Source organism: Halopiger aswanensis, assembly GCF_003610195.1.
Lineage (GTDB): Archaea > Halobacteriota > Halobacteria > Halobacteriales > Natrialbaceae > Halopiger > Halopiger aswanensis.
On record NZ_RAPO01000001.1, the window covers coordinates 1,355,102 to 1,372,852 of the forward strand.

The 17,751-nt window shown below is 66.6% G+C and carries 16 protein-coding genes; 8 read left to right on the forward strand and 8 right to left on the reverse strand.

Translation table 11 applies throughout. The features are described from left to right. Positions 1 to 107: 107 nt before the first annotated feature. On the reverse strand, positions 108 to 1,346 hold the full coding sequence (locus tag ATJ93_RS06535; RefSeq protein WP_120243774.1) for an NAD(P)/FAD-dependent oxidoreductase: 1,239 nt from the start codon (positions 1,344 to 1,346) through the stop codon (positions 108 to 110). A gap of 294 nt (positions 1,347 to 1,640) precedes the next feature. Between ATJ93_RS06535 and ATJ93_RS06540 the strand changes: the two genes are divergently transcribed. The 5 genes from ATJ93_RS06540 (at position 1,641) to ATJ93_RS06560 (ending at position 5,796) form a co-directional block, all read left to right on the forward strand. Then, positions 1,641 to 2,255, forward strand: a complete 615-nt coding sequence (locus tag ATJ93_RS06540) for a DUF6149 family protein (protein WP_120243775.1) — start codon at positions 1,641 to 1,643, stop codon at positions 2,253 to 2,255. 437 nt (positions 2,256 to 2,692) lie between these two features. Next, complete coding sequence (locus ATJ93_RS23900; RefSeq protein WP_211334027.1) at positions 2,693 to 3,133, forward strand: class I SAM-dependent methyltransferase; 441 nt, start codon at positions 2,693 to 2,695, stop codon at positions 3,131 to 3,133. A gap of 66 nt (positions 3,134 to 3,199) precedes the next feature. Next, entirely contained in the window at positions 3,200 to 4,465 is a 1,266-nt protein-coding gene (locus ATJ93_RS06550; protein ID WP_120243776.1) for an MFS transporter, read from the forward strand. A 59-nt stretch (positions 4,466 to 4,524) separates the two neighbouring features. Continuing rightward, positions 4,525 to 5,406 carry a homoserine kinase gene (locus ATJ93_RS06555; RefSeq protein ID WP_120243777.1) on the forward strand — a complete coding sequence of 294 codons (882 nt, stop codon included), beginning with the start codon at positions 4,525 to 4,527 and terminating at the stop codon, positions 5,404 to 5,406. A gap of 30 nt (positions 5,407 to 5,436) precedes the next feature. Next, entirely contained in the window at positions 5,437 to 5,796 is a 360-nt protein-coding gene (locus tag ATJ93_RS06560; protein WP_120243778.1) for a hypothetical protein, read from the forward strand. 11 nt (positions 5,797 to 5,807) lie between these two features. Here ATJ93_RS06560 and ATJ93_RS06565 read toward each other — a convergent pair whose 3' ends face one another. From ATJ93_RS06565 to ATJ93_RS06585, 5 genes are all read right to left on the reverse strand, one after another. Further along, positions 5,808 to 6,590: a hypothetical protein gene (locus ATJ93_RS06565; protein WP_120243779.1), complete on the reverse strand. Its 783-nt coding sequence runs from the start codon at positions 6,588 to 6,590 to the stop codon at positions 5,808 to 5,810. 163 nt (positions 6,591 to 6,753) lie between these two features. Then, the gene (gdhB, locus tag ATJ93_RS06570; RefSeq protein WP_120243780.1) at positions 6,754 to 8,064 is read right to left on the reverse strand and encodes a glutamate dehydrogenase GdhB; all 1,311 of its coding nucleotides are present in this window, start codon (positions 8,062 to 8,064) and stop codon (positions 6,754 to 6,756) included. A gap of 24 nt (positions 8,065 to 8,088) precedes the next feature. Next, the gene (locus tag ATJ93_RS06575) at positions 8,089 to 8,232 is read right to left on the reverse strand and encodes a rubrerythrin-like domain-containing protein (RefSeq protein ID WP_120243781.1); all 144 of its coding nucleotides are present in this window, start codon (positions 8,230 to 8,232) and stop codon (positions 8,089 to 8,091) included. Between the two features lie 237 nt (positions 8,233 to 8,469). Further along, positions 8,470 to 9,390 (reverse strand): pyridoxal 5'-phosphate synthase lyase subunit PdxS, encoded by a 921-nt coding sequence (gene pdxS, locus ATJ93_RS06580; RefSeq protein ID WP_120243782.1) that lies wholly within the window; start codon positions 9,388 to 9,390, stop codon positions 8,470 to 8,472. Between the two features lie 96 nt (positions 9,391 to 9,486). Next, positions 9,487 to 10,296 carry an acetoacetate decarboxylase family protein gene (locus ATJ93_RS06585; RefSeq protein ID WP_120243952.1) on the reverse strand — a complete coding sequence of 270 codons (810 nt, stop codon included), beginning with the start codon at positions 10,294 to 10,296 and terminating at the stop codon, positions 9,487 to 9,489. Positions 10,297 to 10,426: 130 nt separating this feature from the next. Between ATJ93_RS06585 and ATJ93_RS06590 the strand changes: the two genes are divergently transcribed. After that, the gene (locus tag ATJ93_RS06590; protein WP_120243783.1) at positions 10,427 to 11,137 is read left to right on the forward strand and encodes a DUF1405 domain-containing protein; all 711 of its coding nucleotides are present in this window, start codon (positions 10,427 to 10,429) and stop codon (positions 11,135 to 11,137) included. A 118-nt stretch (positions 11,138 to 11,255) separates the two neighbouring features. Then, positions 11,256 to 13,424 carry an ATP-binding protein gene (locus ATJ93_RS06595; protein WP_120243784.1) on the forward strand — a complete coding sequence of 723 codons (2,169 nt, stop codon included), beginning with the start codon at positions 11,256 to 11,258 and terminating at the stop codon, positions 13,422 to 13,424. A 135-nt stretch (positions 13,425 to 13,559) separates the two neighbouring features. On the opposite strand, the gene ATJ93_RS06600 is transcribed toward ATJ93_RS06595, so the two are convergent. Then, entirely contained in the window at positions 13,560 to 14,213 is a 654-nt protein-coding gene (locus ATJ93_RS06600; RefSeq protein ID WP_120243785.1) for a ribonuclease HI family protein, read from the reverse strand. Positions 14,214 to 14,522: 309 nt separating this feature from the next. On the opposite strand from ATJ93_RS06600, the gene ATJ93_RS23550 reads away from it, so the two are divergent. Continuing rightward, positions 14,523 to 14,693 carry a hypothetical protein gene (locus ATJ93_RS23550; RefSeq protein ID WP_170155528.1) on the forward strand — a complete coding sequence of 57 codons (171 nt, stop codon included), beginning with the start codon at positions 14,523 to 14,525 and terminating at the stop codon, positions 14,691 to 14,693. 129 nt (positions 14,694 to 14,822) lie between these two features. On the opposite strand, the gene ATJ93_RS06605 is transcribed toward ATJ93_RS23550, so the two are convergent. Further along, the gene (locus ATJ93_RS06605; protein WP_120243786.1) at positions 14,823 to 17,612 is read right to left on the reverse strand and encodes a valine--tRNA ligase; all 2,790 of its coding nucleotides are present in this window, start codon (positions 17,610 to 17,612) and stop codon (positions 14,823 to 14,825) included. Positions 17,613 to 17,751 lie beyond the last annotated feature (139 nt).

A 17,751-nucleotide genomic window follows, 5' to 3' on the forward strand; every position in this document is an offset into this window, starting at 1 on the left:
CCCGCGGTCGCACTCGAGTGTCCGGTGCGGACGCGAACGAAATCATCGGTGACGGGATCGGAAATCGACCAGCGAAAAGACGGATCGATTCGGTTCGGCCGTTCTTCTTACTGTTCCTGTGCGGGTGCGAGTTCGTCGAGATCGACCTGCTTCTCGAGCAGGACCTCCTGCTGGTCGGCGACCTCGCGCTGTTCGCGCATGAGCTGCTTGAACTTGCTCTGGGGCGAGAGATCGCCGATGAGGACGCCGCCGACGATCTTGCCGTCCTTGAAGGCGATACGGCGCCACTCGGTGTCGCTGTACTTGCGCTCGGCGTACTCGTCGCCGAGCGTCGGGTGGCCGAAGGAGAGGAACGGGAAGTCGAAGTGCGTGATGGAGTAGGAGGAGACCCACTCGAACTCCTCGTCCTCGGCGTCGGCGGCCATGTTGACCGCGGCGACACGGCCCTGCTCCTTGGCCGAGCCCCAGGAGCCGTTCTGGGCCTGCTCGCCGAGCAGCACGTCGTAGAACTGAGTGAGGTCGCCGGCCGCGTAGACGTCCTCGAGGTTGGTCTGCATGTACTCGTCGACGACGATGCCGTTGTCCTGCTCGATACCGGAGCCGCGCAGGAACTCGGTGTTGAACGTCAGCCCGATGGCGACGCCCGCCCAGTCGCACTCGTAGCGCTCGCCGTTCGGGTCGATCGCGGCTTCGACGTGGCCGTCGTCGTCGACCTCGAAGCGGTCGACGCCGCTGTTGAAGACGGGCTCGACGCCCTTGTCGCGCATGCCGTTGTGCATGATCTCCGCGCCGTCGCTCGAGAGCGCGTAGCGCCACCAGCGGTCGCCGCGCATCAGGTACTTGCCCTCGATACCCTGGGCGCCACAGACCGCCGCGAAGTCGATGCCGAGCAGACCGGCGCCGACGATGACGGCCTTTTCGGAGCCTTCGGCGGCCTCGCGAATGCGTCGGGCGTCCTGGAAGGTCCAGAAGTGGTGAATGCCGTCGGCGTCGCTGTTCTCGACCGGTAGCTGGGTCGGGGTGCCGCCGGTCGCGATCAGGAGCTTGTCGTAGCCGATGTCCTCGCCCTCGTGGGTGTGGACGGTCTTGTCGTCGGTATCGACGGACGTGACGTGGGTATTCAGGGAGAGGTCGATGTCGCGCTCGTCGTACCACTCCTCGTCGTGGATCGAGATCGGCGCCTCGGGAAGCTTGCCTTTCGCGTGTTCCTTGATGAGAATGCGGTTATACAGTGCTTCCCCTTCATCGGTGATGACGGTAATCTTCGCGTCCGGATCTTCCTCCCGGAGGGTCTCGGCAGCCGAGCTGCCAGAGATCCCGTCACCGATGATGACGTACTCTGTCATATCCGGACCGTTCGTAATGCGGGTTAAAGTGGGTTGCTATCTCGTCTATTTTGACTGGCTCGCTGAACGGTCCAAACGATTGTCCGATTCGACTGCACAGGGGGCAGGAATCATATAATTTGACGGGTCATACGACGGGCTATTTATACCAGCAAGTATTGCCCCCACCGGCGACCCCAGTTGTCGACGAACTGGCCATTTGCTCGAGCACGCGGCGCGTCGTCGCAGTCGATACCCGCCGCGCCTACGTTGTTGTCCGAACCGCTCTTTACGTCGCCCGCCGTACGACGGGGTATGAAACTTCGGCAGAACGCACGTCACTTCGCCTCGCGGAAGGCACTCGAGACGCCGGTCGTCCGCTCGGTCGCCAAATCCGGCCTCGTCCGCATGCACACGAAGGTCTTCCTCGGCAAGGCGGATCCGGACCACGCAGACGAGCGGGAGGAGCACCTCGACGGCCTGTTCGATGCAACGGTCGACACCTACCTGCGCGCGCTTCAGGACGGCTACTCGGAGGCCGAAGCCCGCGAGATCACTCACATCCAGGCTAACTTCGACTTCTACAACCACGGCTGGACCGAGATGATGGAGTTCCCGGGCGACGAACTCGAGGACCACTACGACCGCTATCGAGAGTTCTTCGAGCGGTGGGACATCACGATCGACGACCCGCTGGGACAGTTCGAACCCCGCGGCGGACTCCCCGAGGCCCCGTCGACGCCCGAGAAACTCGAGAACCCCGAGCACCCCCACGCGGAGGGCGGGTTCGCCGACGACGTCTACGTCGAGAACGAGGAGGGCGAACTCGTCGTCGGCGGGCAGGACGAACCCGACGACGTCGACATCTCGCAGGCCGTCGGGGTCGGCGAGGACGACGCCGATTCGGACGGCGATCAAACGGCCGCCTAGTCTCGAGCGGCGACGCGACCGGCGGGGACGGTGGCTAACGCTTATTACTACGTACGGCGAAATAGTAAGTAAGAAGTAAATAGTTTCTCTCCGACATATTTTTGGAAGAGCCGCTGGTATTCCGTTCCTCGGAGGAGCTCCGAGAGTGACAGCACATTCCTACGAGGGAACGATCGACTGGACGGAGTACTGGAGCGACGCTGACGAGAGCGAGCGAAAAGCCGCGAGCGCGAGCGCCGTCCACCTGCTCGAGCCGCTACGCGAATTCTTCGCCGAGAGAGGGATTCCGGACGCGTACGCGGACGTCGGCTGCGGTCCGGGGGCCGCGGTGTTCGAGGTCGCAAAGCGGTACCCGGAGGCGACGGTTTTCGGATACGACGCCGCCGAACCGGTCCTCGAGGAGAACCGGCGACGCGTTCGACGGGGGGGAAGCGGCCGTGGCACCGGACGCCGACGTCACGTTCGAGCGAGCCGTCCTCCCCGAGTTCGACCCCGACCGGCAGTTCGACGTCGTCTCCTCGTTCTACACGCTCTGTTACGTCGCGGACGTAGAGCGGGCACTGCAGAACCTGTTCGATGCGGTCGTGCCCGGCGGATACCTGCTCATCACGTATCACAACGAGTACGCGCAGTCGATATTCGAGTCGATCGCCGAGTCGCCGACCGACTATCTGGACGAAACGTCCGCTTGGGATCCTGACCACTTCGCCGAACGGTTCGAACTCGTCATCGGCGGCGAGAACCTCCTCTCGTACCGACGAATACGGGACGTGCTCGGATCGTGGCCCCAGAGCGTCTGGTCGGTCGCGGAAAACGCCGAGCGGTACGACGCGTGGCGGCAGAACCCGTTCGTATTCGTCCCTAAGCCCGAGCGGTGAGCGGCCTCGTCCACAGTTCCAAGCGGCTAAGTGCGCGGAGCGTGCGGTTCTAACGAAGAATCGAGCATGGACGCGAACGATCGTTCGATAGCCGGCTTCACGATGGCCGGGCACGCGCTGGTTCACTGGTTCGAGACGTCGATCCCGATCTTTCTCGTCGTCTGGCTGAACGAGTTCGATATCGGCGTCGCGCTGTTCGGCCTCATCGTCGCCCTCGGCTACGCACCCTTCGGCGCCGGCGCACTACCCGGCGGCATCCTCGCCGATCGGTACGGCCCGAAGCGGCTCATTCTGGCCTGTCTCGGCGGAATGAGCGTCGCCTTCCTACTGCTCTCGGTCGGCACCTCGATCTACGCCGTCGCCGTCGGCCTGATCCTGTGGGGCGTCGCCGCGAGCGTCTACCACCCCGCCGGCCTCTCGCTGATCAGCACCGGCGTCGCGGAACGCGGGACGGTCTTCGCCTGGCACGGCATCGCCGGCAACGTCGGCATCGCGCTGGGTCCGTTCGTCGCCGCCACGCTGTTGATTTTCCTCGAGTGGCGACTCGTCGCGGCGATCCTGGCCGTTCCCGGGCTGCTGGCCGTCCTCTACGGACTCACGGCCGACTTCGATCCGACCGCGGCCGTCGACGGCGGCGTTGAGGCCGGTGCGGACGAGGCCCTCTCGCTGTCGGATCTCCTGACGAACTCCCGGACGCTGTTCGCGAGCGCCTTCGCGCTGATCTTCGTCATCGTCGCCTTCGAGGGACTGTACTACCGCGGGATGCTCACCTACCTCCCCGAGATTCTCCACAGCGCACCCGCGATCGAGGGGCTGCCGCTCCCGACCGACCTCGAGGGGATCGAGCCGAGTCGCTACATCTACGTCGGTCTCCTGATCGTCGGCATGGCGGGCCAGTACGCGGGCGGCAAGCTGACGGATCGCGTCGATCCCGAGCGCGGCCTCGCCGCGATCTTCGCGGTTTTCGTGGTGCTCGCGCTCGCGTTCGTCCCCGTCGTGGAGCTGGGACTGGGCGCGATCGTCGCGCTCTGTGGCGTCTTCGGCTTCTTCCTGTTCGCGATCCAGCCGTTCTACCAGGACGCCGTCGCCGTCTACACGCCGGCCGACACGCGGGGACTCTCCTACGGCTACACCTACCTCGGGGAGTTCGGCATCGGCTCGGCGAGCATCGCCGTCGGCGGGTTCGTCCTCGAGACGTTCTCCACGACGGGATTCTTCCTGACGATTGCGGGCTTTGCACTCGCCGGAACCGTCCTCTCGGCGGGGCTGCTCGCCGGCCTCGACCGGTTCGTCGATCCGGAGCGGACGGTCGACGCGAAGGCTGACGACTGAGGGAAAAGTCGCCGCCGTCGTTCGCTACCTTTTTGGCCGCACTGTGGCAAGCACTGGCCATGCTCACCGTGCGGGCACCAGCGACGAGCGCGAACCTCGGGAGTGGCTTCGACGTCTTCGGCGTCGCTCTCGGCACGCCCGCCGACGTCGTTCGGGTCGAGCGCGCGCCGGAAACGACGATCAACGTCACGGGGGCCGGCAGCGAGTACATCCCCGAGGATCCGGCGCAAAACACCGTCGGCGCGGTCGCCGACGCGCTCGACGCACCGGCCCGCATCCACATCGACAAGGGCGTCCGCCCCTCCTCGGGCCTGGGCTCCTCGGCCGCGAGCGCGGCCGCCGCGGCCGTCGCGCTCAACGCCCTCTACGACCGCGGCTACTCCCGCGAGGAACTCGTCCCGATCGCCGCGGAGGGCGAGGCGCTCGTCTCCGGCGAAGCCCACGCCGACAACGTCGCCCCCTCCCTGCTGGGCGGGTTTACCATCGCGACCGACGACGGCGTCACGCAGGTCGACGCGTCGATCCCCGTCGTCGCCTGCCTCCCCGAGACGGCCGTCTCGACGCGCGACGCGCGCGCAGTCGTCCCCGACGAGGCGGCGCTCGAGGACGTCGTCGACACCGTCGGGAACGCCGCTACGCTGACGGTCGGGATGACCAGGGACGACCCCGAACTCGTCGGTCGCGGGATGGAAGACGCGATCGTCACCCCGAAGCGAACGAGCCTGATCGACGGCTACGAGCAGGTTCGCACCGCCGCTCTCGACGCGGGCGCGACCGGCGTCACCGTCAGCGGCGCCGGCCCGGGCGTGCTGGCGGTCTGTCACCGGCGGGATCAGCGCGCGGTCGCGTCGGCGATGCTCGAGGCCTTCGAGGCGGTCGGCATCGACAGCCGGGCCTACCAGACCCGCGTCGGCGAGGGCGCGCGGCTGTACCGGGAGTGACGCCGATCCTCTCGAGGCGACCCCGATGTGATGGAGACCGAAGCCGGAATCGACGCCGCGCTCGCGCTGGTTTCTCTGATCGCGTTCGCCGTGATCGGGATACTCGTCGACGCGTCACTGTCGATTCTCTATTTGGGCTGTGGTGCCGCCGCAACGATCGCGTTCGAAATAGTCGCGTCTCGCGACCCCGACCGGATTCGACGGTACTGGGAGCGACGGCCCGTCCAACTCGCGTCGCTCGCGCTCGCGATCGGCGGCGCCGCAGTCGGCGCGCACCTCGCACCGACGGTCGCGGTGTCGCTGTGCGTGGGGGCGGTAAGTGCCTATCTCCTTCTGCTCGCAGCGATCCAGGCCAGGATAGTGCCGCCACTGCGGAGGTGGTGGAGATGACTACGCCGGGGTTAGCGGCGGGTCGGCCGTCCTCCCGGCCATCGGCGCGCGTAAACGCGCGGGAGGGGATCGACGTTGGTCCCGCGGACGTTCGCCGGCACCGTCGACACGCGGGTCGAGACGCCGGCCGGGAGCGGTCCGTACGGCACCGTCGAGACCGCAGTCGGATTCTTCGACACCGGCCGACGACCGGCGTAGCCCGTCCCGCGCTGTTTGGACGCGTAGAGGTCCTCGAGCGCCGCGTGGTCCTCGAGGGCCGCGTTCCGCGCCGGTTCGATGCCCTTGATCGCCTGCTGTTGGATCGCCGCGCGCCGCGCGTCGGGCGTGATCTCGTCGACGAACGCCTCGAGATCGGCCATCGCCTGTGACTCGCCGCCGGTCCCCTCGAGCGCACTGAGATCGACGACGTCCTCGAGTTCGGCCCTGAGTTGGGCCGTCTCGTTGCGAAACGCGAGGAGGTCGACGCTGTTCCACAGCTCCCGCAGGACGATCGCGCGTCGGATCGTCCCGAAATCGAGCGCGAGATCGAGGTCGCGCTCGCGGATCGCGGCCGGGATCCCAGCCGGATCGACGAGGTCCACCAGCGCGGCCGTGTCGACGGCCGCCGGGAACCGCTCGAGATCGATCGTGCCGAGGACGTCCTCGAGTGCTGCGACGACGTCCAGCAGTTCGGCCGCCGTCGCCGACAGCGTCTCGTCCGACTCGCCGTCGGCGTCCCGGAGCAACCGCTCGGTGGTCGGTTCGAGGAGATCGAACAACTGCTCGAGGGTGGACGGTGACGCTGCGCTATTCATAGCGACGGTACGCTTCGCGAGGAGAAAACGACCGCGCCTACCGCTCCCGGGTCGCCCGTCGGCAACGCGTCCGGAACCACTGAGTGTCGCAGCCGCGGCTCTCGACGGACGACGTCGTCGCTCCGGTCGTGAGCGAGAAAGAAAACGACCGATAGCGATCGCGTCAGGGCCAGAGTCCGCGCGCCTCGTGGGCGCGGCCGATCCGATCGAGCGCGACGATGTACGTCGCGTCCCGCCAGGTCACGCCGCGCTCGTCGACCTCCGTCCGGACCGCGTTCCAGGCCGCTTCCATCTCGGCCTCGAGTTCGCTGTTGACGCGCTCGAGCGACCACGAGCGGCGGTTGATGTCCTGGAGCCACTCGAAGTAGCTCACCGTGACGCCGCCCGCGTTCGCCAGAATATCGGGGATGACCGGCACGCCGCGTTCGGTCAGGATCGCGTCCGCGGCGCTGGTCGTGGGGCCGTTCGCGCCCTCGACGACGAGCGAGGCGTAGATGTCGTCGGCGTTCGCCTCGGTGATCACGTTGCCGATCGCGGCCGGGATCAGCACGTCAACGTCGAGTCGCAGGAGCTCGTCGTTAGTGATGATCTGGTCCGCGTGGGCGTTCGCGTACTCCGTGACGGCTTCGGGTTCCTCGTCGTGGGACGGAATCTCCTGAACCGGGATGCCGTCCGGGTCGTAGGCGGCGCCGTTGACGTCGCTGATCGCGACGACCGTCGCGCCCCACTCGTCGAGCAGGCGCGCGGCGTTCGCGCCGACGCTGCCGAATCCCTGGACGGCGACCGTCGTCTCCTCGAGAGGCTGGTCGTAGTAGTCACAGGCCTCGCGGGTGATGATCGCGACGCTGCGACCGGGGGCCTCCTCGCGGCCCTCGCTACCGCCGACGACCGGCGGTTTGCCGGTGACGACGCCGGGGAGCGTCTCCCCCTCCTGCATGCTGTAGGCGTCCATCAGCCAGGACATCGTCTGCGGGTCCGTCCCCATGTCCGGCGCCGGAATGTCCTTGTTCGGCCCGATGGCGTCGCGAATCTCCTGGGTGAACCGGCGGGTGAGCCGCTCGGTTTCGGCCTCGCTCAGGTCCTTCGGATCGACGACGATACCGCCCTTCGCGCCGCCGAAGGGGATGTCCATCACCGCGCACTTCCAGGTCATCCACATCGAGAGGCCGATACACTCCTCGCGCGTCACCTCCGGGTGGTAGCGCAGTCCGCCCTTGAACGGCCCGCGCACGCTGTCGTGCTGGACCCGATAGCCGGTATAGACCTCGAGCGAGCCGTCGTCGCGCTCGATCGGGACGTTCACCTCGTGGACGTGGGCCGGGTGTTTCAGTCGCTCGACGACGTTCGGATCGAGCGACAGGTGATCCGCGGCGTGCTCGAGCTGCCGAAGCGCCGTTTTCTGCGCCGATTCTTCGTCGACTGGTTCCTCGTCCTCCCCCGCTGGGACGTCTGCCGCTGTTGCGTTCGAAGCCATGTAGATCGATATCGATAGGTACGGTTACTCGAGAGAATTCGCCCGATTCTGGATCCCTGCCCCGCATTCCGGGCAGTTGCCCGGATGTTTGCTGGCCGTGATGAGCTTCCCACACCGGAGGCACTCGTACGTGGATTCCGTCTCGGAATCCGCTGTTGCGTCGAACATCACCGCCGGCTACGATACGGATATTTATAGTATTTATTCTATTATGTGACATAATGTACCTTATATGGATTAAGGTGCCATTGGGATCTCGAGTCGGTCCTAACACAGAACTCACGGAGACGGTCGAGAGACGAGGGCAATCGACTCGAGACGCTGTAACGAAGCGGGTACCGAACGCTCGAGTAGTGAGAAAGAGCGGGGGGAAAGCTCAGAAGGGGAGGAAGATTCGTCGCAGTTCTAGACGCCGCGGCCCTGCAGCTGTTCCTCTTCGGGGAGGTCGGCGTTCGCGTCGCCTTTCATCCCCTTGCCGAGGTTCTTCGAAATTTCGGCGAGCGCCTCGGGATCGTCCCAGTTGTTCGTCGCCTCGACGATCGCTTCGGCCATCGCGGGCGGGTTCTCCGCGCCGAAGATACCGCTGCCGACGAAGATGCCGTCGCAGCCGTGGTGCATCATGAGGGCGGCGTCGGCCGGCGTCGCGATCCCGCCGGCGGCGAAGTTGACGACCGGCAGCCGGCCCATCTCCGCGGTCTCGTGGACCAGTTCGGCGGGCGCCTCGATCTCGCGGGCGAAGGCTTCCCGCTCCTCGTGGGTCATACCCTCGATCTTGCGGATCGCGCCCTTGATGTTGCGCTGGTGGTGGACGGCCTGATTCACGTCACCGGTGCCGGCCTCACCCTTCGTACGGATCATCGCCGCGCCCTCGTCGATGCGCCGGAGGGCTTCGCCGAGGTTCCGCGCGCCGCAGACGAAGGGTGCGGTGAACTCGCGCTTGTCGATGTGGTAGGCGTCGTCGGCCGGCGTGAGCACCTCGGACTCGTCGATCATGTCCACGCCGACGGCCTCCAAGATTTGGGCTTCCTTCGTGTGCCCGATTCGGGACTTGCCCATTACGGGGATCGAGACCTCCTGGACGATCTCCTCGACGTCCGCGGGGTCGGCCATCCGGGCGACGCCGCCGCGCTTGCGGATGTCGGCGGGGACGGCCTCCAACGCCATGACGGCGACCGCACCGGCGTCCTCGGCGATGCGAGCCTGTTCTTTATTGACGACGTCCATGATGACGCCGCCCTTCTGCATCCGAGCGAAGCCGCGCTTGACGAGATCGGTCCCCCGGCGCAGTTCCTCGAGGTCGGCATCAGCGTCGGTCGTATCTGCCATAGTGCGGCGTTAGGATCGATCGCACTTACGCGTGTCCTTTACGGCGACGCCGGCTGGTGCGTTCGGATGCGCCGACGCCGCGTTCGGACTCGAGGCTCACTCGACGGCGTCGCCGGCTTCTAACCGTGCTCGAACGTCCGCGCCGTACAGTCGGGCGATCGGGCGTCGCCAGAGCCCCAGCTCGGACGCCAGTTCGGACGCGACACACAGGTTCGCGCCGACGGGCGACCCGATCGCGATCTCACCGCGGATTCGAGCCTGCGCGCGGTGGAGAGCTCCGTCCGTGATGCTGTAGCTCCGAAGCGTCAGATCTCGTCGTCGGCCGCCGATCAGCGGGCGTAGAACCTCGAGTCGTACCGCGAGGTCGTCGCCGTCTCCGGCATCGTCACCGCGGCTGCCGTCCCGCCGGCTAACGGCGATCCGCATCCCCCGCGGCGTGTCGGCGACCGTGAGGGCGACCCGCTCCTTCGGATACCCCCAGATCTCGCGGCCGAGCGCGACCGACGCGTCGGTCGTGACGGGAAGCCAGTGGACGTAGCCGCCGAGTTCGCCGTCGAGGGCCTGCGCGAGCGGGACGGACGTGCGGGCGCCGCGGACCGCCGGGACGATGACGGCGAACTCGTCGTAGGGCTCGAGACCGGCGCCGTCGCCGGCTTCGTCCCCGCGGCCGACCCGTCGGTACCGGATGCCGACGAGCGCGACGCAGCCGATCCCCGGTGCGATCGCCAGCGGCTCGAGTGCCGACGGGAGCGCCGCCTCGAGCCGTCGTCGACGAGCGGGGACGACGACCCCGCCCATCGCGAACGAAAGCTCGAGGGGCAGCGAGACGGTGTGGCCGGTCGAGAGGCGCACGCGCGATCGATCGCCGTCGGAGCGCGACGTGGTGTGGGGAGGGTCGGCTGACATGGGTGTGAGTACGGAGACGGGCGAACCGACGACGCCCAGCCCGTTAGTTCGACGGGAAACCGAGTACCGGATTCGGACGCCGATACCGCTACCGTTTTGCTCCCCCCGTTCGTCGCGCCTGACGAACACGATGAGCACGTCGACCGGGCTGCCGGACCGCGATCCGCTGCCGACGTACCTCGCACCCGTGCCGAAGACGCTCGAAGATCTAGGGCTTCGATTCGCGTGGCTGGTCGTCGCGATCAACCTCGCGGGGACGGCCTTCGGCTTCTGGTACTACTCGGGCCAGTTCGCGCACACGCCGACCGCGATGTGGCCGTGGGTGCCCGACAGCCCGATGGCAACGTTGCTGATCGCGCTGGCGATCGGCTGCTGGAAACTGGGGCGCGAGCAGCCGTGGCTCACGGCGCTGGCGTTCTTCGGAAACATCATCCTCGGGCTGTGGACGCCGTACACGCTGCTGGCGTTCGCCGACGCCTACAGCTACCTCCACCCGCTGATGTACCAGTTCCTCTTCTGGAGCCACCTCGCGATGGTCGTCCAGGCGCTGGTGCTCCACCGCATCTCGGACTTCCCGGTGTGGAGCGTCGCCGTCGCGCTCGTCTGGTACGGAAGTAACCTCGTCGTCGACTACTTCGTGCCGATCGTCGGCGAGCCCCACCACACGTTCATCCCCGTCGCGCGCGAGACGCCGATGTTCCTCGGCGCGGACGCACTCGGCGTCATCGCCGCCGGTGAAGTGACGTTCACGCTGCTCGCACTCTTTCTCGCGCTCGCCATCCGCGCCGAGAAGCTCGCACTTCGGGTCGACGGCGGACCGGCGACAACCGGCGGCTCGTAAGCCGGCCAAAACCAGCCGGGAGCAACGTCAGAAAAGCCGTAATGAGGTATACGACAGCATCTGACGGAGTGTCAGCCCGAGCGCCACACGTTTATTGATCTGTCGCTAGAGTGGTCCTATGGGAGTTCCCGGTCCCGCTCCGGACGTCACGCTCGAGGACGTCCGGAACGTCGTCGCCGAGTCCGAGCAGCCCGGCGCGCCGATCACGGCCGGGGAAGTCGCCGACCGACTGACGTGTAGCACTCGTGCGGCCCGGGCCACGCTGCGCGAACTGACCGAGAGCGGCGAGTTTCGAACGAAGCAGATCGACGGGACCCGCGTCTGGTGGCGGCCGGCGGAACGGTCGACTGACGACCCGAACGAGCGGAACGAGCGAAACGAGCGAGCAGACCGAGACGTATCTCCGGGACTCGAGGAGTCCGACCGGCAACGCGAGGACGACCGGCCGCTCGCCGAACGCATCCTCGAGACCGTGCCGGTCGGGATCGGCGTCGTCGCGGCCGACGGGACGATCGTGCAAGGGAACGAACGACTGTTCGAGCGGCTCCCGTGTCCGGACGGCAGCTGCGAACCCGACGACGTCGACGGCTGGACGCTCTACGACGCCGACGGCGAACCGATCTCGAGCGACGACCGACCGTGGGAACGGGTCTTCGACACCGGCGAGCCCGTCGCCGACTACGAGTGTCAGGTCGAACGCGCGGACGGCGAGCGGCGCTGGCGGTCGATCACCGCTACGCCGATCGCGGGCGAAGGCGGGGACGACCTCGTCGTGCTTTCGATCGACGACATCACCGACCGGAAAGAACGCGAACGGCAACTCCGTCGGGAACACGACCAGACCGAGAAGCTCCTCGAGACGGCGCCGATCGCGATCGCCGTCCAGACCGCCGACCGGGAGACGATCCGCGCGAACCAACGCGCCCAGGAGGCCTTTGGCCTCTCCGAGGAAGAGTTCCGCGACAACCCCGTCGATACCGGCGACTGGAAGATCTACGACGAGGACGGAACCCTCCTCGACTCGAGCGAGACGACCTCCGCACGCGCGATGAAGACCGGCGAACCGGTCCTGGACGAGGAGCTGGTCTTCGAACCGCCCGACGGCGACCGCCTGCACTTCCGCGTGAATACGGCGCCGGTCTACGGCCCCGACGGCGACCTCGAGCGGATCGTCACCGCGGCGAAGGATATTACCGAACTCAAGGCCCGGGAACGCCAACTCGAGCAGCGGAAGGCGGAACTCGAGACGGAGTTGAGCGAGATCCTCGGGCGCATCTCGGACGCGTTCTACGCGCTCGACGAGGAGTGGCGGTACACCCACTTAAACGAGCAGGCGGTCGCAATTTTAGACCGCTCGCGGGAGGACCTGCTCGGCCGGCCCGTCTGGGAGACGATTCCCGACGCGGTGGAGCCGTTCTTCCGAGAGCAGTATCAGACGGCGATGGAAACCCAAGAGCCGGTTAGCTTCGAAATCGAAGCCGCGACGTTCGACGCCTGGCTGGAGTTTGCCGTCTACCCCTCCGAGTCGGGCCTGTCGGTCTACTTTCGGGATATCAGCGAACGCAAGGCCTACGAGCAGCAACTCGAGGCCTCGAACGAGCGCTTAGAGCAGTTCGCCTACGCAGCCTCCCACGACTTACAGGAGCCCCTGCGGATGGTCACGAGCTACCTGCAACTCCTCGAGCGCCGCTATGCGGACGACCTCGACGACGACGCCGAGGAGTTCATCGACTTCGCCGTCGACGGCGCCGAGCGCATGCGCGAGATGATCGACGGCCTCCTCGAGTACTCGCGGGTCGAAACGCAGGGCGATCCGCTCGAGCCGGTCGATCTGAACGACCTGCTGGCGGACGTCCGCGAGGACCTCCGGGTCCGGATCGAGGAGAGCGACGCCGACATCGAAGCCGAGGACCTCCCGCGCGTCGACGGCGACGCCAGCCAGTTACGGCAGGTGTTCCAGAACCTGCTCACCAACGCGATCCAGTACAGCGGCGACGACCCGCCGCGGGTACGGGTCAGCGCCGAGCGAGCGGGAGACAGGTGGGAAGTCTCGGTCCGCGACGAGGGGGTCGGGATCGATCCCGACGATCAGGACCGCATCTTCGAGGTCTTCCAGCGACTTCACAGCCGCGAGGACCATCCCGGGACCGGTATCGGCCTCTCGCTCTGTCGGCGCATCGTCGAACGCCACGGCGGCGAGATTCGGGTCGACTCCGAACCCGACGAGGGAACGACGTTCTCGTTCACGCTCCCGGCGGTCGGGACGGGTGCCGCCGGCGACGACTGAGACGACTGCTGCGGAGCCAGCTATGCTCACAACTGCGCAGTAGAGCCAGCGGCGATATCGGAGCCGCCAGTCTCGTAGCTACCATAGTGGGGTTTCGATGACTCGAGCTTCCGAATCGGAAGCGGCGTACCGCTCCTATCCGGGACCGAAGGCCGCGATATCGGCGCCTACCGTCGCCAGCGCGTCCGCGGGATTCGGGTCGCTGTCGGTCAAATGCGTGTACCGGTGGTCCGGAACGCTCGAGAGCGCCGCCGCAACGGCCTCGCTGTACGTGTCGACGCCCGACTCGGTCGGCTCCTCGCCACCCCAGACGTCCCGGATGACCGTCATCGAGTCGATACGCACCTCGAGCGTTCGCGGCTCGTAGCGAGTCAACAGCTCGGCGAGTCCGAGCTGGAGGGCGACGTACTCGGCGGTGTTGTTCCCCGTTCGGGAGCCGACGGGTCGACCGAGGCGGGCGAGTTCGTCCCCCGCAGCGTCCACGATGACGGCGCCGGCACCCGCGGGACCGGGGTTACCGCGCGAACTGCCGTCGACGTAGAGGACGAAGCTGTCGCCCGTCGGCTCGGGGACGGACGGGCGGGCGAGCCCCGAGTCCAGCAGGCGCTCGAGCGCGCGGCGCAACTCGGCCGAGTCGGTCGCGGGATCGAACAGGCCGCCGTAGCCGGGGACCGCGTCGTCGATGGCGTCGGTGGCGGCCGCCACCTCGTAGCCGACGCCCGCGAGTACCTCGTCGACGAGCGCGGCGAGCGGCGAGAGGTGTTCGGACGGGAGTCGGTCGTCGGTCACGCTACCGCCCCCGTGGGACCTCGGTTTCGGGCTCGCACACCCTCTCTTTCGGGCGATCTCGTTCGCTGGTCGCACCGCTGCATAGTGGTCCTCGGTGCTCGAGCGGGAAATCGCTTCAGGTGGCGCCGGTGGCAGGCCGTGTCGAACCGGTCGTCGCCTCGTGACCGTAGGTAACTGACACAAACGGCTGCCGCATCCGGAGAGAATCAGCGTGGGAAAGCAGGTTCCGACGTCTCCCCCGGTGAAACGGGAGAACGACCGGTCCTTTGCAGGCCGTGGCGATTCCCGTCTCTAGACTCAACACCGACCATGGCCGGATTACTCCAACGAACGGCACGGGCGATCGACGATATGTGGCGCTCGATCTGGCACGAGTCGAGTCGCGCCGAGAAAATCGTGATCGCCGTTTTGCTTCTCGTCACCGGTCTGGCCATCCCGGTCCTCCCGATCGTCTGGATCGCCCGACTTATCGCCAACTGATCGACGAGTCAGCAGACGAGAGACACGCTCTGTTACTGCAAAGGAGCGCGAAACGAACGAAAATGTGAGTGTTTAGTCCTCGAGTCGGCTCTCGAGTCCGTTCAGTCCTCGAGTCGCATCCCGATCGGATCAGTCCTCGAGGATGACGACCGCCGACTCGGTCTCGATCATCTCGCCGTCACCGGAGTAGGTGCGCTCGTACTCGACCTCGAAGAGGTCGGCCTCGAGTTCTTCGCCGGCGACGCGGAGGACGCCCGCCTCGTCGTCGATTTCGTAATCCCCGCTCTCGATGCCCGAATCGATCTCGCCGACCTTCGAGCCGAACTTCGGTCCGAGCGTCGAGTAGTCGAGGTCGATCGAAGCGACTTCGGTCGTCACTTCGGGCTCCGCATCGAGCACGGTCAGCTCCTGGACGTGCATCACGTTCTGGATCGCGTCCTCGAAGCCCTCGATCGGGCCGTACACGGCAACCGACTCGAGGTCGGCGTTCAGCGGCAGCTGGTGCTCGCTCTTGTACCGCCGGAGCGCGGAGATGACCTCCATCGCGGTCTCGCCGGCCTCGAGGTCGGCCTCGTACCCCTGCGGCTCGGGCCAGTCGCGGACGTGGATGCTGTTGTCCTCGAGGTCATCCGGGTCGTCGCTGTAGACGGCCTGCCAGATCTCCTCGGTCGCGTGGGGCAGGAACGGCGCCCACAGCTCGAGGAACGTACGGTGGGCCGTCCGCAGCGCGTACTGCGTCGAGGGGTTGTCCTCGCGCCCCTTCGCGATCTCGAGGTAATCGTCGCAGAAGGTGTTCCAGAAGAACGTGCGCAGGCGGTCGCGGGCCTTCGCGAACTCGTACTCCTCGAGCTGGGCGGTCAACTCCTCGATGGCGTCGTCGAGTTCGGCGAGGAGCCAGCGGTCGATCGGCTCGAGCGCCTCGGGCTCCTCGGGCTCGCGCGGCGCGAGGGTATCGGTGAGCTTCGAGGCGTTCCAGAGCTTGCGCAGGAGCTTCTCGCCGGCGCGGAGGTCCTTCTCCTGGTAGGGGAAGTCGTCGCCGACCGCGGCGCTTGCGGCCCAGAAGCGGACCGCGTCGACGGGGTAGTCCGCGAGCACGTCGTCGGGGTCGACGACGTTGCCCTTCGATTTGGACATCTTCTCGCGGTTCTCGTCTAACACGTGGCCGTTGATCATCGTCGCGTCGAAGGGCACCTCGCCGGTGTGCTCGTAGCACTTGACGACGGTGTGGAACAGCCAGAACGAGATGATGTCGTGGCCCTGCGGGCGCAGGTCGAAGGGATACAGCTCCGGCTTGTCCATCGTGAACTCCTCGGCCTCCGCATCCCAGTCCCAGCCGGCGTTGATGAGGGGGGTCAGCGAGGAGGTCGCCCACGTGTCGAAGACGTCGTCCTCGGGGACGAACTCGTCGTGGCCGCACTCGGGACAGGCGTCGACCGGCGGCTCGTCGCTGAGCGGATCGACCGGCAGGTCTTCGCGCGCGGCCATGATCTCGTGGTCGCAGTCCGCGCAGTACCAGACCGGGAACGGGATCCCCGAGTCGCGCTGGCGGGAGATCAGCCAGTCCCACTCGAGGCCCTCGATCCAGTGTTTGTACCGGGTAAACATCTTCTCCGGGTACCAGTCCATCTCCCGGCCGGCCTCGAGGTACTCCTCCTTGTGATCGAGGAGTTCGACGTACCACTGCTTGGAGACGCGGAACTCGACGGGCGTCTCGCAGCGCTCGTGGACCTGGACGGTGTGGGAGATTTCCCAGCGGTCGCGGAGGTAGCCTTCCTCGTCTAAGTCCTCGACGATGGCCTCGCGGGCTTCCTCGGTGGACATGCCCTCGTAGTCGCCGGCGAGGTCGGTCATCGTCGCGGACTCGTCGATCGCCACGCGCAGCGGCAGGTCGTGGGCCTGGTACCACTCGATGTCCTTCTGGTCGCCGAAGGTACAGCACATGACGATCCCGCTGCCCTTCTCCATGTCCACGCGGTCGTCGGCGATGATCGGCACCTCGTGGCCGAAGATCGGGATGCGGGCGGTCTCGCCGACCAGATCCTGGTTCTCCTCGTCGTCGGGGTGGACGAAGACGGAAACGCAGGCGGGGATCAGTTCGGGTCGGGTCGTGGAGATAACGAACTCGTCGCGCGGCGCGTCGTCGCCGACCAGTTCGAACGCGATGTCGTTGAAGTGCGAGCCCCGTTCGTCGTCCTCCATCTCGACCTGCGAAATCGCGGTCTCACACTCGGGACACCAGATCGCGGGGGCTTTCTTGCGGTACTCCCGTCCCTTCTCGTAGAGGTCGAGGAAGGAAAGCTGGGAGATGCGCTGGACGCGCGGTTCGATCGTCTTGTAGGTGCTCGTCCAGTCGATCGAGGTGCCGAGCGACTGCATCTGTTCGGTGAACTCGGCCTCGTACTCCTGACAGACCTCCCGGCAGAGTTCCTGAAACTCCCGCCGTTCGTAGTCCTGATGGCGGATGTCCAGTTCGCGCTCGGTCAGCCGTTCGGAGGCGATCCCGTTGTCGTCGTAGCCGAAGGGAAAGAGAACGTCGCCGTCGGCCATTCGCTGGAATCGCGCGGCGAAGTCCTGCAGCGTCGAGCCGTAGAGGTGGCCCATGTGTAGGCTCCCCGACACCGTCGGCGGCGGCGTGTCGATCGCGTAGAGGGTGTTGGGATCCCGTTCGGGGTCGCTCTCGTAGGCGTAGACCTCCTCGTCGACCCAGCGCTGTTGCCAGCGCTCTTCGACCGCTTCGGGGTCGTAGGAGCCCTCGAGGGTCGGTTCCTCGTCGCTCGCGTCGGCTTCGGTGTCGTCCTGTTGTGCGTCCATACTCATGCTCTCACCGCCCGTGCCGGGCGTCGATTCGTCGTCCGATGAAACGTAGCGTCGTCCATTGGTGATACCAGTCGTTGCTCGGTGAATGCTGGTCGCCGACAATACATCCGTCGAAACGGGGTGGGTATGCGGGGCTACGGGGCCCCTACGAAAACCGCGCCGCGCGGGCCGTCGAACGGATCGGCCGAAACCGCGACTGCAGCGGGCATACGTACATCTTGCCCGGGGACCGGTGTTAGGT

Bases quoted from the DNA above. Each gene is read 5' to 3' on its own strand.
- ATJ93_RS06535 (WP_120243774.1), bottom strand. From the start codon at position 1,346: ATGACAGAGTACGTCATCATCGGTGACGGGATCTCTGGCAGCTCGGCT.
- ATJ93_RS06540 (WP_120243775.1), top strand. From the start codon at position 1,641: ATGAAACTTCGGCAGAACGCACGTCACTTCGCCTCGCGGAAGGCACTC.
- ATJ93_RS06550 (WP_120243776.1), top strand. From the start codon at position 3,200: ATGGACGCGAACGATCGTTCGATAGCCGGCTTCACGATGGCCGGGCAC.
- ATJ93_RS06555 (WP_120243777.1), top strand. From the start codon at position 4,525: ATGCTCACCGTGCGGGCACCAGCGACGAGCGCGAACCTCGGGAGTGGC.
- ATJ93_RS06560 (WP_120243778.1), top strand. From the start codon at position 5,437: ATGGAGACCGAAGCCGGAATCGACGCCGCGCTCGCGCTGGTTTCTCTG.
- ATJ93_RS06565 (WP_120243779.1), bottom strand. From the start codon at position 6,590: ATGAATAGCGCAGCGTCACCGTCCACCCTCGAGCAGTTGTTCGATCTC.
- gdhB (WP_120243780.1), bottom strand. From the start codon at position 8,064: ATGGCTTCGAACGCAACAGCGGCAGACGTCCCAGCGGGGGAGGACGAG.
- ATJ93_RS06575 (WP_120243781.1), bottom strand. From the start codon at position 8,232: ATGTTCGACGCAACAGCGGATTCCGAGACGGAATCCACGTACGAGTGC.
- pdxS (WP_120243782.1), bottom strand. From the start codon at position 9,390: ATGGCAGATACGACCGACGCTGATGCCGACCTCGAGGAACTGCGCCGG.
- ATJ93_RS06585 (WP_120243952.1), bottom strand. From the start codon at position 10,296: ATGTCAGCCGACCCTCCCCACACCACGTCGCGCTCCGACGGCGATCGA.
- ATJ93_RS06590 (WP_120243783.1), top strand. From the start codon at position 10,427: ATGAGCACGTCGACCGGGCTGCCGGACCGCGATCCGCTGCCGACGTAC.
- ATJ93_RS06595 (WP_120243784.1), top strand. From the start codon at position 11,256: ATGGGAGTTCCCGGTCCCGCTCCGGACGTCACGCTCGAGGACGTCCGG.
- ATJ93_RS23550 (WP_170155528.1), top strand. From the start codon at position 14,523: ATGGCCGGATTACTCCAACGAACGGCACGGGCGATCGACGATATGTGG.